Raw genomic sequence first — 13,536 nt, forward strand, 5'->3', positions numbered from 1 at the left:
TTGACACGCGTCAATTGTATTGGGCGCATGTGGAGAAACGAGGATTTCGGGATGAGTGAACGCGTGGCTGTAGTAATCGGCGGAGCGTCGGGTCTGGGCAAGGCGACGGCGCTTGCCCTGCACGCGGAGGGATATCAGGTGACCGTGGCAGATCGCGACGGCGATGGGGCGAAAGCCGTCGCGGCAGAGTTCGGCGGGATCGGCGAAGCCGTCGATGTGACCGATGAGGCCGGTGTCGAGGCACTGTTCACCGGCGTCAAGAAGCGGGACGGCGCCGTACACACCGTCGTCAACACGGCCGGCCTGAGCAGCTGGTCGCCGATCGTCGACCACGACGTCGCGGAATGGCGACGGGTCGTCGACATCAACCTCGTCGGCGCGTTCATCGTCCTGAAGCACGCCGGCCGGGTGGTTGCCGACGGCGGCACACTCATCTCTCTGACGTCGCTCAACGGCAGGCAACCGGGCGCCGGCCTGTCCGCCTACTGCGCCGCCAAGGCGGGGCTCTCGATGCTCACCCAGGTTGCCGCGCTCGAACTGGCGCCGCGCCAGGTCAGGGTCAACGCCATCGCTCCGGGCTTGGTGATGACTCCGCTGACCGAGGGCATGCAGGGAATCCCCGGCGTGACAGAGGATTACGTCGAGAACACGCCGCTCGGCCGCGCCGGGACACCCGAAGAGATCGCAGCCGCCGCCGTCTACCTCAGTTCCGATCAGGCCCGATGGATCACCGGTGAGGTTCTCGACATCAACGGCGGTGCGCACATGCTCCGCTACCCGAATCTCCAGAAGCACTTTGCGGGGCTGATGTGAACGCGAAACTGGTCGAACGCTTCGAGGGTCGCACCGCGATCGTGACCGGAGGCGGATCCGGGATCGGTGCCGCCCTCACCGCCGCACTGGTCGGGGTCGGGGCCCAAGTCTGGTGTGCCGACATAGATCTCGCGGCAGCCAAGGCAGTGGTGTCTGCTCTGACCGGACCGGGATCCGCCGAGGCGGTTGCGCTCGACGTCACCGATGCGGCCGCCGTCCAAATCCTGGTCGACGACGTCGTCGCACGATCGGGCAAGCTGGACCTGATGTTCAACAACGCCGGAATCGTCATCGGCGGCGAGACCCAGCTGCTGACCCTGGAACAGTGGAACCGGATCATCGACATCAATATTCGTGGCGTTGTCCATGGTGTCCATGCGGCATATCCGCACATGATCAAAGCCCGGAGCGGGCACATCATCAACACTGCCTCCGCAGCGGGGCTGATGGCGTCGGGGTTGCTCACCAGCTACTGCGCGACGAAGTTCGCCGTGGTCGGTTTGTCCAACGCACTGCGGTCCGAGGCAGTCAGATACGGCGTCGGTGTCACCGTGATCTGTCCGTCGGCGGTGGAGACCCCGATTCTCGACAAGGGTGCGGTCGGCAACTTTGCCGGTCGGGACTTCTTCCTGGGTGCCGAGAAGTCGAAACAGGCGTACTCACCCGAACGCCTCGCCACGGAGATCCTCACCGCGGTTGTCAAAGACGAACCGTGGCTCGTTGTTCCGCGCAAGACCCGAATCGGCTGGACCATAGGCAGGTTCGCGCCGAAGTTCATCCAGAACAGGCTGACCCGCTACATCGCCAGTCAGAGTCCCGAATTGGCCCGGACCACGAGCGACCGCTGAGTCGACCGGTCCGGTACCGCTAGCGCGCCGCCGCGGCCTTGCTGCCGCGGCGGGGCGCAGCCGCCTTCTTCTGAACCTTCGTGTTCGCTTCGATGAGACGACCGGCGTGATCGAGGATGCAATCGAGGCCGTAGTCGAAGTTCTTGTCGTCGGGTGCGCCGATGCTGTGCCCGCGACTGATTCCTTCCGCGAGATTGGGTGTGGTCTCGGGCGTGATCACCAGTTGCTCGTAGTAGGCACGCGATTCAGGATCAGCGGCCTTCTGCTTCTGCTGAAGCCGCGCCAACACCACCGAACCCCGGACATGCAGTGCGACAGCCGAATACGTGTCGAAGGCATCATCGAGTGGGAGCCCGGCGTCGACCAGGTTTGCCACTGCCTTCTCAATCGGTGGCGAACCGAGCTGAGCGACCTTCGGACTCAGATTTGCCCTGATCAAGATGAGGTCACACAAGATCGGGTTGCCGAGGAACGTCTCACGCATCGAATGCGCATGCCGGCTCAGCGTCTCGCGCCAGTCGCTGGCCTCGATGTACGGGGTGGCGAACACGTACCGCTTGAGTGCGCGGTCGGTCATGGCATTGAGGAGGTCGTCCTTCTTGCGGAAGTACCAGTAGATGCTCGTGACGCCGACGCCGAGGTGTTTGCCGAGCAACGGCATGCTCAGGTTGTCGATCGAGACCTCTTCGGCCAACTCGAATGCGCCCTCGATGATGTCGTCCGGATCGATGGACCCGCGCTCACGCCGCTGGCGCTTCTCCGGGGCGTTCTGTTTCGCCATGCCCAACCACCTCCGTGTAACCGTTCCCGACGTAGCGCGACCGCCGGCTCATCGTGGGCGGGTCGCTCGCTTGAATCAGATGCGAAAACCCGACCATGTCACCTGCGTGACACGATGACTCGAAGGTCACACCGTAAACCTTACCGAACGTCCAGCCATACATTTGGTATCCGTATTGTGACATCCATCTCGGCTCACCAGTCGCATTTACCGCGCGTTTCACGTGCGCGACGCAGTGCACGGTCCGGTCTCGCTTCCAGTATGCCACCCTCCACGGCCACGAATGAGGCTGCGACGACCGGATCCGCGGCTGCCGAATTCGGTCACTCCGATCGGGGGCACACCCGCCGGCCGGCCGGACGGGGCCTCCGAAAGACAATGCGAGGCAACTTGTCACGGTGCTCCGGGATCAGGGCTACGTTGAAGATCAGTTGGATCCGGAACTCGTTCGCCTCGCTTGTGAATCGACAATTCCGGAATGTCTTGAAAACGTAACTATTGTCCTTACAGTTCCTGCTACGGTACTGTAATGCGCATCACAAGTCCCCGGTTGAACGGCCTGCATCACGCGACCAGCACGTGTAGGTCGAATCCCGGATCTTCAACGGATGGTTTGCGCCCACACATCATCGGTGCCCGCCCCGGATTCGAAGGAAGCCGACCATGACAGAACATCTGCAGTTCCTCGTCCTCGGGATCAGCGGAGGAGGTGTGTTCGCGGCGCTCGCCGTGGCGTTGGTCGTGATCTACCGGAGCTCGGGCGTGGTCAACTTCGCGACCGGTGCCATCGCCCTGTATGGCGCATATGTTTACGCATTCCTCCGTAAGGGCGAGCTCGTCATCCTGATCCCCGGCTTTCCGAAAACGATCGACGTGGGTTCGGATCCCGGCTTCTGGTTGTCGACGATCTTTTCTGTCGTCTTCTGCGCGGTCCTCGGACTGGTGATGTACCTGCTGATCTTTCGGCCGCTCCGCAGTGCGCCGCCGATTGCACGAGCTGTCGCCTCCATTGCGTTGATGATCGTGTTCGTCGCCATCGCGGTCCAGCAGGTCGGCACGAATCCCGTTGGCGCGGATGCCATCTTCCCCACCGGGATCTGGAGCGTCGGCGACATCCGGATCCCACAGGACCGGATCTACTTCGGACTCACGGTCATGCTGATCGCGATCGCCGTGGCCGCCGCGTATCGGTTCACCCGGTTCGGGCTCTTCACCCGGGCCACCTCCGAAAGCGAAGAGGGTGCGTTCGTCAGCGGTGTCTCGCCGGACCGGATCGCCGCCTTCAACTGGATGATCGGCTCCGCGGTGGCGGGTTTGGCCGGCATTCTGATCTCGCCGATCGTGCCTCTGACCCCGACCGCGTACACCCTGTTCATCGTTCCGGCTCTGGCTGCGGCGGTCATCGGTCGATTCACCTCGGTCATCGCTGCGGCGGTGGCCGGCATCGCGATCGGAATGCTGCAGTCCGAGGCCACCTACCTGCCGCGGGTCTACGACTGGCTCCCGTCGACCGGACTGGTCGAGTTCATCCCGCTCATCCTGATCTTGATCGTCCTCGTCGCCTGGGCGAAACCGCTGCCGTCGCGGGGCGGGGTGATCGTCGCCGAACTCGGAAATGCGCCGTATCCCAAGCGATTGTGGTCGACCACGATAATCGCGACAGCGGTCGCCGCAGTAGGGCTGATCGCTCTCGGGGGCGACGTCCGGTCGGCGTTGATCACCAGCCTGATACTCGGTGTCATCGGGCTGTCTCAGGTGGTTGTCACCGGCTACGCCGGTCAGGTTTCGCTGGCGCAGTTGGCTTTGGCGGGGGCTGCCGCATTCCTCGTCGGTCCGATGACTGCGGACTGGGGGATCCCGTTCCCGTTCGCACCCTTGCTGGCGGCGTTCGGAGCGATGGTCCTCGGTGTTGTCGTCGGGTTGCCGGCACTGCGAATACGCGGCCTCACCGTCGCGGTGGTGACACTCGCGCTGGCCTACGCCATCGAAGCCATGTGGTTCCGGAACACCGACCTCGTCGGGTCCATGGGTATCGACGTCCCGTCCCCCAAGATCTTCGGACATGACATCGGCATCGGCATCGGTGACAGCTATCCCCGGGTCGAGTTCGGTCTGCTGTGTCTGTTCGTTCTCGTGGTCGTCGCACTCGGCTTGGCATTCCTGCGCCGGAGTCGACTCGGGACCAGGATGCTCGCGGTCCGCGCGAATGAGCGTTCCGCGGCGGCATCGGGCGTGGACGTGGTTCGAACGAAGTTGTTGGCCTTCGCAATCGGAGCCTTCATCGCGGGCCTCGGCGGATGTCTCTATGCGTACCAGCAGACGAATGTCTCGTTCCAGCCCTTCATGGCGATCGCCGGCCTGACCCTCTTCGCAACCGTCTACCTCGCGGGTGTCACCTCCATCTCGGGAGGTGTGCTGAGTGGACTCCTCGGCGCCGGCGGGCTGGTCTTCTACGCGATGGATCGTCTGATGGGCGACAGTGGCGGCGATTGGTATCAGGTGGTGGTCGGAATCGGGCTGGTGCTGGTTGTTCTTCAGAATCCCGAAGACCTTACCGGTCCCGCACACCGTGCCATCGCCCGCGTCGGCAGCAAGACCGACCGCGGCCGTATCGGTTCCGTGGTCACCGCGGATGTTCCCGGTGCCGTCGACACCCCGGTTGTTCTGGGGGAGCCGATACTCGAATTGAGGCACGTGAGTGTGCATTACGGCGGTGTCGTGGCGATCGACGACGTGAGCTTCGACGTACCGCGTGGCGCGATTCTCGGCCTCATCGGACCCAACGGTGCGGGAAAGTCGACACTGATCGATGCCATCACCGGCCTCGCCCGATCGAGCGGCAGCATCACGCTGTCCGGCAACCGGATCGACGGCCAAAAAACTCACCAGCGGATTCGTGGCGGGCTGGCCCGGACGTTCCAAGCGATCGACCTGTACGAGGATCTCAGTGTTCGCGAGAACGTGCTGGTGGGTCTGTCGGCGGACCGCCCGGGCGCCGGATCGACAGGTGCGCCAACCGATATCGACGACATCTTCGAACTGCTCGGACTCACCGAAGTCTGTGAAGTGCGGGCCGGCGAACTCTCGCAGGGCCAGCGTCAACTGGTATCCATCGCCAGGGCATTGGCCGGGCGCCCCGAGGTACTGCTCGTCGACGAACCGGCAGGCGGCCTGGACACTGTCGAAAGCCATTGGCTCGGTGAACGTCTGCGGGCCATCCGGGCGAGCGGTGTGACGATTCTGTTGGTCGAGCACGACATGAGTCTGGTTCTCGGCATCTGTGACCACATACAGGTCCTGAACTTCGGTCGAACCCTCGCGGCGGGTACACCCGAAGAGATCCGACACGACCGCGCTGTCACCGAGGCATATCTCGGAAGTACCTTCGCAGGGGAGACGGTCAAATGAGCCTTCAAGTCAGCGGTCTCGTGGCAGGCCACGGCAAAGTCAAGATCATCCACGAGTTGGACCTCGATGTTCCGAGCGGTTCCGTCCTCGCGATTCTCGGGCCGAACGGTGCGGGCAAGTCGACGTTGATGTTGACCCTGGCCGGCCTCCTTCCGAGACTGGGCGGATCGGTGTCGGTCGATGGACACGAGCTGCCCAGCGGTCGCGCGGTGAGCGCCAACCGCGCGGGTCTGGTTCTGGTACCCGACAGCCGGGCGCTGTTCAGCGGGTTGTCCGTCGAAGATCACATCTCGATTGCGCGGCGCAAGGGTGGGCCGACCATCGCAAAGATCAAGGAGTTGTTCCCGGCGCTGGAACCGCGGTGGCAGGTGGCAGCCGGGTCCCTGTCCGGTGGCGAGCAGCAGATGCTGGCCATTGCACGTGCTCTGGTCCAGATGCCGAAGGTGCTGCTGATCGACGAGATGAGCATGGGGCTCGCCCCGGTCATCGTCGAGAACCTCTTGCCGGTGGTGCGCGAGATTGCCGAGAGTACCGGCGCCACAGTGGTTCTTGTCGAGCAGCATGTTCGGTTGGCACTGGAGGTCGCCGACCAGGCCATCGTGATGGTGCATGGTGCAGTGACCCTTCGTGGCTCCGCGACCGAGCTGACCCTGGCGCCGGAGCGGCTCGAAGCCGCCTATCTGGGAGGTGACGTCGTCACCTCTGCCGAACCAAATTGATTGTCCTTCAACATAGTTAGACCTTGTCAGCCCTGAACTACCGAACCGCGAAATCCCAACCAACAAACAGGAGATCGATCAATGTCACTCTCATCGAGGAAGCGGTGGGCTTTGCTGCCCTGCGCCGCACTTGCAGTGGCGCTTGTCGCCACCAGCTGTTCGAGCGACGACAGCGGCTCATCCGGCGACTCGGCAACGGTCGACTTGTCCGTTCTGGGTACGGAGAATCACGCCACCGGCGACCCGATCAAGATCGCGTTCGCCTGGACGGGTGAGAACTCGGTCACCAACGTGAACGAATTGAAGCCGGCACAGGCAGCAGTCGGCTACATCAACGACTACCTCGGCGGCATCAACGGCCGGCCGATCGAGCTGATCGACGTTTGTGAGGACCAACTCCAGGTGAGTGCGGCCCGCGAGTGCGGTAACAAGTTCGTCCAGTCCGATGCGGTCGCGGTGGTCACCGGCGAGTTCTCCAACGCGGACGCAATGGCGAGCATCACCTCCGCGTCGGGTATGCCGTACCTGACAGTGGCAGGTGGGCAGCAGTCGATGTCACTGCCGAACACGTATGTGCTCGGCAACTTGCTCGCTCCCATCATCGGTACCCCTGCTGCGTATGCGAAGGACAAGGGCTACAAGAAGGTAGCCGTCTTGACGATCGACAGTCCGACAGCGGTCCTGCCGCTCAAGGCACTGGGGCCGATGGCATTCGGAAACGCCGGAGTCCAGATGGATCTCGTCCCGGTACCGCCCGGCACCCCGGACATGACCTCACAGGTGCAGGCTGCGTTGGAGAAAGACCCCGACATGTTCCATATCCTTGGCGACGCGCCCTTCTGCGCGGCCGCACTCAAGGCGATGAACACGCTGAACGCCAGCCAGGAGACGATGCTGATCACGCAGTGCATCGGTGACGACGAAATCGGCGAGCAGATTCCGGGCGGGTACGCCGACATGCCGATCGCCGCATCACGCACCCTGGACCCGACCAACGAGGACGTCCAGATCTTCCAGGCGGCTCTTGAAAAGTACAACGGCAAGGGTTCCGAAGAAGGCGCCTCGGCCTACGTCGGTCTGCTCGGACTGCAGCGCGCGTTGGAGGGCATGGAAGGCGAGATCACCCGGGAGACCATCGCGGCCCGCCTGGCCGCGATGCCGGAACCGCTACCGCTGCCGTTGGGCGCCGGAGTCACGTTCCAGTGTGGCACCAAGCCGATCCCGATCACGCCGAACATCTGCACCAAGGAGGGACTCGTCGGTAAGTCCGAGGAAGACGGAACGATCGTCGACCTGAAGCCCATCGACGTCGGGTACCTGTTCGTCCAGCCGACGACCTGATCAACTGACGGAAGTCGCAAGCATGCTCTGGCGCCGAAGGAGATCTTCGGCGCCAGAGCCTTTTCCGAACTGTTCACCCAGAGATGAGGAGGGCTCAGATGGCTGACTCGATCGAGTACCGACCAACGTTCTGCCGAATCTGCGAGCCGCTCTGCGGAATGATTGCAACTGTCGAGGATGGTCGTCTGACCGCGCTGCGGCCCGACCGTGATCACCCACTGTCCACCGGCTTCGCGTGCCAGAAAGGCATCGCGTTCACCGAGGTGCAGAACGATCCCGATCGCGTCACGGTGCCGTTGCGGAAAACCGGTGATGGCGGATTCGAGGAGGTGTCCTGGGAGGAGGCGATGACCGACATCGCGGCCCGCCTGAGCCGCATCGTGCGGCGGGAGGGGTCGGGGGCCGTCGGGTGGTATTTCGGAAACCCGGGCGCCTTCAGCTATTCGCACCTGATGTGGGCGGGCATCTTCATCAAAGGACTCGGTCGCCACACCCACTTCTTCACCGCCGCCTCCCAGGACGTCGGCAATCGCATGGTCGCCAGCCAACTGCTGTACGGCACGCCGACGGCTTTGCCGATCCCGGATGTGCTGCGGACGGAACTCCTCGTCGTGATCGGCGCGAATCCCGTTGTCTCCCACGGCAGCGTCCTGACACTGCCCAGAATCAAGGACCGGATTTCGGACGTCGTCAAGCGCGGCGGCCGAGTGGTGGTGATCGACCCGCGCAAAACCGAGACCGCCTCGGCGTTCGAGTGGCTCGGTATCCGGCCGGACGGTGATGCCTACCTGCTGCTGTCGGTGCTCCAGGTCCTCTTTGACGAAGGTCTGGTGGCGTGCGACGCCATCCGCCGACAGGCCGACGGCCTCGAGTGGCTGCAGCTGCGGTGCGCGTCGTTCACCCCTGAGGCGACGTCGGCACGGACCGGTGTCGAACCGGAGGTCGTCCGGGCGCTGGCCCGTGATCTCGCGCGCGCCTCCAGTGCTGCCGTGTATGGCCGATTCGGCACCAGCACGGGCCAGAGTGGAACTCTCACCACGTATCTCATCGATGCGGTGAACATTGTGACCGGCAACCTCGACAGCGCCGGCGGAACCCTGTTCGGCGATCTGGGTATCCCGGGGCAACGATGGTCGATGAAGCTCACCGGCGCGTATCTGCGCCGGGCATACCGTACGAAACGGTCCCGGGTCGGTGGATTCCCGCGGGTGATCGGCGCCGAACCCGCGACCCTCATGGCCAAGGAGATCACCACACCGGGTCGGCGGCAGATCCGGGCGCTGTTCGTCAGCGCCGGAAATCCGGTGCTCTCGGTACCGAACGGTGACGAACTCGAGTCCGCGGCAGCGGAATTGGAATTGATGGTCGGGCTCGACCTGTACGTCACCGAGACGACCGCGCACTGTGACTACATCCTCCCGGTGACCACGATGTACGAGCGCGACGACTTCCCGGTCACCTTCCAGACCCAGCAGACCACGCCGTTCCGGCAGGCCACGGAAGCAGTCGTCGACCCGGTCGGCGATGTCCGTCAGGAGTGGGAGATCATCGATGATCTGATGCAGCGGATGGATCCGCGGCCACCGGTCTTCGCCGTGTTGAGTGGCGTGCGAAAACTACTGGGATGGTGCGGTGTCGAGTTCACACCGCGAACACTCATCGATGGGATCATTCGCATGTCCGCCGGCGGAGATCGCTTCGGCATGCGCCGCGGCGGACTGACATTTCGCCGACTGACCGCCGATTACCCCCACGGGAAGGTTCTCGAACAGTTCCTGCCCAGTGGCATCGCGAAAACGGTCGTGGTCTACCGCGGCGGCCGGGTTCACCTCGAGCATGCGAGCATCGCGACTGAGATCCAGAAGCTCTCGAAACGAACTGCGCCCGAAGGGTTCCCGCTGCTGATGATCGGACGGCGCGAGCCGCGCTCGGAGAACTCGTGGATGCACAACTCGGAGTTGCTGATGCGAGGAGAGCGAAGTCATCAAGCCCTGATGAACATCAGGGACGCAGCGGTTCTCGATATCTTCGACGGTGACCGGATCGGTGTCACTTCGCCGTACGGGACCATCGAGATCGGGGTGAGGACAACCGAGGACATCATGGCGGGCGTGATCGCCATCCCTCACGGTTGGGGTCACCGGGGTACCGGCGGGTGGCAGGTCGCCAACCGCGCGGGCGGCGCCAATGTGAATCGGCTGACGTCGAGTTCACCCGAGGACATCGAGGCGATCTCCGGGATGGCCTGGCTGACCGGTGTTCCGGTGCGCGTCGAGCTGCTCTGACAGGGCGGCCACCAGCGGGTTCAGCGGATAGGACCGTCCTCGCGCCAACTTCATTGTGCGTTCTTACTGTAAGGTCTACAGTTAGTCCTACCACTACAGCGTGCCGATCGGCGCGCCGGGTTCGCCGCCACAGGTGCGACCCGCGAAGCGTTGTGAGGCAAAGGAGAAGGATGAACGAGCTGGAAAAGTCGATACCGGTTCCGGATCCGGTGACGCAGTTCTATTGGGACGCCGCCCTGCGCGACGAACTGGTGATCCAGGGCTTCGAAGGCACGGACTTCGTTCAGTTTCCACCCGAGGCGGTTGCCGAGGGAATGCCGGATGCGGGTGCGAGCAAACCGGTTCCGGTCAGCGGCCGCGGCCGGCTCTACGCCTATACCGTCCTGCATCAGGCTTTTCATCCGGCATTCGCTGATTCTGTTCCGCTGATCATCGCGCTGACCGAACTCGACGATGCACCGGGCGTGAAGGTCCTGACGAACCTGGTCGATGTCGCGCCTGCCGAATTGGCGGTTGGGATGCCGCTGGAGGTCACCTTTCAGAAGCGCGGTGAGTGGAAGATCCCGCAGTTCCGCCCGGTCGGGTCGGGGGTGGGGGAGTGAACCCGGCAAAGGCGAGTGTCGTGGGTGTCGGCTATTCGCCGGTCTACCGGGAAAAGGGGATCGACTGCCGGCCGTTGGTCGTCGAGGCAGCCAGGGCCGCCATCGCCGACGCGGGCCTGACCGTCAGTGATGTCGATGGCGTGTTCGAATATGCCGGAGACGAAGGCGCGCAGGACATTGCCCGGATGCTCGGCATCGACAATCTCACGACGTACGCCGACTACACGGCGCGCTGCCCGTCGGCGATCACTGCGGCATTGGGTGCGGAGATGGCGGTCAGATCCGGGGCCTGCGAGGTGGCGCTGGTTGTCCGATCGGTGACCCGTGAGTGGGGGACGATGAGCGGGCACAGCGCGCCGGTTGCCTCGGGCCGGGCCCAGTTCGACCTCCCCTACGGGGTGATGGGCGGCATCATCCCGGTGATGGGCATGCGCAAGCAGCGGCGGTTGGCCGAACTCGGCGATACCGAGGAGTCCTACGGCCACGTGTCCGTCGCGGCCCGCACCTGGTCTGCGCTCAATGACCGTGCCGTATTGCGTGATCCGATCACCCTGGACGACTACATGGAGTCCCGGTTCGTCGCGGACCCGCTGCGTTTGCTCGACTGTGACTACCCGGTGACCGGTGCGGTTGCGGTGGTGATCACGTCCGCCGAACGCGCCGCCGACCTCGCGCAACAACCGGTGACGATCGACGCGAGTTCGATGGGCACCGGGGCGCGGGCAGACTGGACGTTCACACCGGACTTTCTCTACGGCGGCACTCTCAAATGTGCCGAGAACATGTGGCGGAAGTCGTCGGTGACGCCCGCCGACGTCGACGTGGCTCAGCTCTACGACGGCTTCACCCACATCACGATCTCCTGGACGGAAGCTCTGGGCCTTTGTGGCAAAGGTGAATTCGGCGAGTGGGTCGACAAGGGACGCATGATTTCGCCGGGTGGCTCCATGCCGATGAACACCACCGGTGGCCAACTCGCCGAAGGCCGGCTCCATGGCTTGAGCTTTCTCGCCGAGGCGGTGCTCCAGCTACGTGGGCAAGCCGGTGAGCGGCAGGTTCCGGACGCCGAGGTATCGGTGGTCGCGAACGGCTTCGGTCCGCAATGTGCGTCGATGGTTCTGACGCGATGATGGCGACCCCTATCCGGGAAGCTCCGACAACGAGGAGACAAGTGTGAGCGACGTCAGCGTCGAAAAGACCGAGTCCAGCCTGGAATTGGGCGAGCGGGCGGCCGGCCGGGCCGAGCGCCGCATGCTCATCGACGGGCAGTTGGTGATGGCCGCGAGTGGAGAAGAGTTCGACAACTCCAGTCCGGCCACCGGCCGGGTGCTCGGCAGCACCGCATCGGCGGGTGCCGAAGACATGCTCCGGGCGATCGGAGCGGCCCGGCGGGCATTCGATGAAACCGACTGGTCGACCAATCGTGAGCTTCGCCGGCGGTGTCTGCTCCAACTCCACGCGGCGCTGGAAGTCGAGAAAGAGGACCTGCGAGAAGAACTGATCGCGGAGGTCGGCTGCCCGGTGTCGACGACGCAGGATGCTCAATTGGATTGGCCGCTTGCCGATTCGCTCCGATACCCGGCCCAGCTGATCGAAGAGTTCGAGTGGGAACGTGTGCTCGCCGGTGGCGGACTGTTCGGTGATCGCAATGTGCGCACGGTGGTCAAGGAACCGGTCGGTGTCGTCGGCGCGATCTGCCCGTCGAATTACCCGATCGAGGTCATGCTCAACAAGCTCGGTCCGGCGCTGGCGACCGGCAATACGGTTGTGCTCAAACCTGATCCGAACACACCGTGGAGCGCGACACGACTGGGCCGGTTGATCGCCGAACACACCGACATCCCGGCCGGGGTGGTGAATGTGGTGCCCACCGCCTCCAACGAGGTCGCAGGTCTGCTGTCCACCGACCCCCGCGTCGATATGGTGTCGTTCACCGGGTCCACCGCGGTCGGCAAGATGCTGATGCGCGAGGGCGCCGGCACGATGAAGCGCACCTTCCTCGAACTCGGTGGTAAGTCGGCCCTGATCGTTCTCGAGGACGCCGATCCCGCCCGGATCGTCTACGGCGCACTGGCATCCGCATCGCACGCGGGTCAGGCCTGTGCCCTCACCACCCGGCTCCTGGTCCACCGGTCATTGTTCAGCGATGCGGTCGCCTCTGTGACCGCCGGGTTCGAGATGTTGCCCGTCGGTGACCCGGTTCTGCCGGGCACCTTTGTCGGCCCTGTCGTCAGCGCCGCCCAGAAGCAGCGGGTGCTCGCGCACATCGACCGGGCCCGCCGGGACGGTGCGGAGATCACGACCGGCGGAGGTCTGGCGCAGAACCTTCCCGCGCATCTGTCCGGTGGTCACTTCGTCGCTCCCACTGTCGTTGTCGGCGTGGACAACAGCGCGGCCATCGCCCAGGACGAGATCTTCGGCCCGGTCTTGGTGATCGTCCCGTTCGACAACGACGATGAAGCCGTTGCCATCGCCAACGACAGCCCGTTCGGGCTGGCCGGTGCGGTCATGGCGGGATCGACCGAACGAGGGCTCAGTGTTGCCCACCGGGTTCGCACCGGCTCGATCGGCGTCAACGGCGGCATGTTCTACGGCGCCGACGCGCCTTTCGGCGGATACAAGAACAGCGGAGTCGGAAGGCAATGTGGCATCGAAGGTTTCCAGCAATATCTGGAGACCAAGACCATTGCGCATCGTAAGTCCAGGCGCGCCTGACCCGGCGAGACCGCCGGCACCGTC

At 64.0% G+C, this 13,536-nt stretch carries 10 protein-coding genes; 9 read left to right on the forward strand and 1 reads right to left on the reverse strand.

Translation table 11 applies throughout. The annotated features are described in order from the left end of the window. Positions 1 to 51: 51 nt before the first annotated feature. Positions 52 to 813 carry an SDR family NAD(P)-dependent oxidoreductase gene (locus tag H290_RS0108635; RefSeq protein WP_036518492.1) on the forward strand — a complete coding sequence of 254 codons (762 nt, stop codon included), beginning with the start codon at positions 52 to 54 and terminating at the stop codon, positions 811 to 813. Further along, a complete protein-coding gene (locus H290_RS0108640) occupies positions 810 to 1,661 on the forward strand; it encodes an SDR family oxidoreductase (protein ID WP_020106394.1) in 852 nt (283 codons plus the stop codon). The genes H290_RS0108635 and H290_RS0108640 overlap by 4 nt, the downstream gene beginning before the upstream one ends. Positions 1,662 to 1,680: 19 nt before the next feature. Here the strand turns inward: H290_RS0108640 and H290_RS0108645 are convergent, their stop codons facing one another. Then, on the reverse strand, positions 1,681 to 2,442 hold the full coding sequence (locus tag H290_RS0108645; protein WP_020106395.1) for a TetR/AcrR family transcriptional regulator: 762 nt from the start codon (positions 2,440 to 2,442) through the stop codon (positions 1,681 to 1,683). Positions 2,443 to 3,105: 663 nt separating this feature from the next. On the opposite strand from H290_RS0108645, the gene H290_RS0108650 reads away from it, so the two are divergent. The 7 genes from H290_RS0108650 to H290_RS0108680 all read left to right on the forward strand — a co-directional run bounded on the left by H290_RS0108650 (position 3,106) and on the right by H290_RS0108680 (position 13,512). Beyond that, the gene (locus tag H290_RS0108650; RefSeq protein WP_020106396.1) at positions 3,106 to 5,850 is read left to right on the forward strand and encodes a branched-chain amino acid ABC transporter permease/ATP-binding protein; all 2,745 of its coding nucleotides are present in this window, start codon (positions 3,106 to 3,108) and stop codon (positions 5,848 to 5,850) included. Then, the gene (locus H290_RS0108655; RefSeq protein ID WP_020106397.1) at positions 5,847 to 6,569 is read left to right on the forward strand and encodes an ABC transporter ATP-binding protein; all 723 of its coding nucleotides are present in this window, start codon (positions 5,847 to 5,849) and stop codon (positions 6,567 to 6,569) included. The genes H290_RS0108650 and H290_RS0108655 overlap by 4 nt, the downstream gene beginning before the upstream one ends. 81 nt (positions 6,570 to 6,650) lie before the next feature. Further along, positions 6,651 to 7,910, forward strand: a complete 1,260-nt coding sequence (locus tag H290_RS0108660; RefSeq protein ID WP_081631528.1) for an ABC transporter substrate-binding protein — start codon at positions 6,651 to 6,653, stop codon at positions 7,908 to 7,910. 98 nt (positions 7,911 to 8,008) lie between these two features. Then, complete coding sequence (locus H290_RS0108665) at positions 8,009 to 10,195, forward strand: molybdopterin-dependent oxidoreductase (protein ID WP_020106399.1); 2,187 nt, start codon at positions 8,009 to 8,011, stop codon at positions 10,193 to 10,195. A gap of 170 nt (positions 10,196 to 10,365) precedes the next feature. Continuing rightward, positions 10,366 to 10,797, forward strand: a complete 432-nt coding sequence (locus tag H290_RS0108670; RefSeq protein ID WP_020106400.1) for a Zn-ribbon domain-containing OB-fold protein — start codon at positions 10,366 to 10,368, stop codon at positions 10,795 to 10,797. Then, complete coding sequence (locus tag H290_RS0108675) at positions 10,794 to 11,927, forward strand: thiolase family protein (protein ID WP_020106401.1); 1,134 nt, start codon at positions 10,794 to 10,796, stop codon at positions 11,925 to 11,927. The genes H290_RS0108670 and H290_RS0108675 overlap by 4 nt, the downstream gene beginning before the upstream one ends. A 121-nt stretch (positions 11,928 to 12,048) precedes the next feature. After that, positions 12,049 to 13,512 (forward strand): aldehyde dehydrogenase family protein, encoded by a 1,464-nt coding sequence (locus H290_RS0108680; protein ID WP_155976787.1) that lies wholly within the window; start codon positions 12,049 to 12,051, stop codon positions 13,510 to 13,512. Positions 13,513 to 13,536: the final 24 nt, after the last annotated feature.

The organism is Nocardia sp. 348MFTsu5.1 (genome assembly GCF_000383535.1).
GTDB classification, from domain to species: Bacteria; Actinomycetota; Actinomycetes; order Mycobacteriales; family Mycobacteriaceae; genus Williamsia; species Williamsia faeni.

Coding starts and splice junctions, on each gene's coding strand:
- H290_RS0108635 (WP_036518492.1), top strand. CDS start 52: ATGAGTGAACGCGTGGCTGTAGTAATCGGCGGAGCGTCGGGTCTGGGC.
- H290_RS0108645 (WP_020106395.1), bottom strand. CDS start 2,442: ATGGCGAAACAGAACGCCCCGGAGAAGCGCCAGCGGCGTGAGCGCGGG.
- H290_RS0108650 (WP_020106396.1), top strand. CDS start 3,106: ATGACAGAACATCTGCAGTTCCTCGTCCTCGGGATCAGCGGAGGAGGT.
- H290_RS0108655 (WP_020106397.1), top strand. CDS start 5,847: ATGAGCCTTCAAGTCAGCGGTCTCGTGGCAGGCCACGGCAAAGTCAAG.
- H290_RS0108660 (WP_081631528.1), top strand. CDS start 6,651: ATGTCACTCTCATCGAGGAAGCGGTGGGCTTTGCTGCCCTGCGCCGCA.
- H290_RS0108665 (WP_020106399.1), top strand. CDS start 8,009: ATGGCTGACTCGATCGAGTACCGACCAACGTTCTGCCGAATCTGCGAG.
- H290_RS0108670 (WP_020106400.1), top strand. CDS start 10,366: ATGAACGAGCTGGAAAAGTCGATACCGGTTCCGGATCCGGTGACGCAG.
- H290_RS0108680 (WP_155976787.1), top strand. CDS start 12,049: ATGCTCATCGACGGGCAGTTGGTGATGGCCGCGAGTGGAGAAGAGTTC.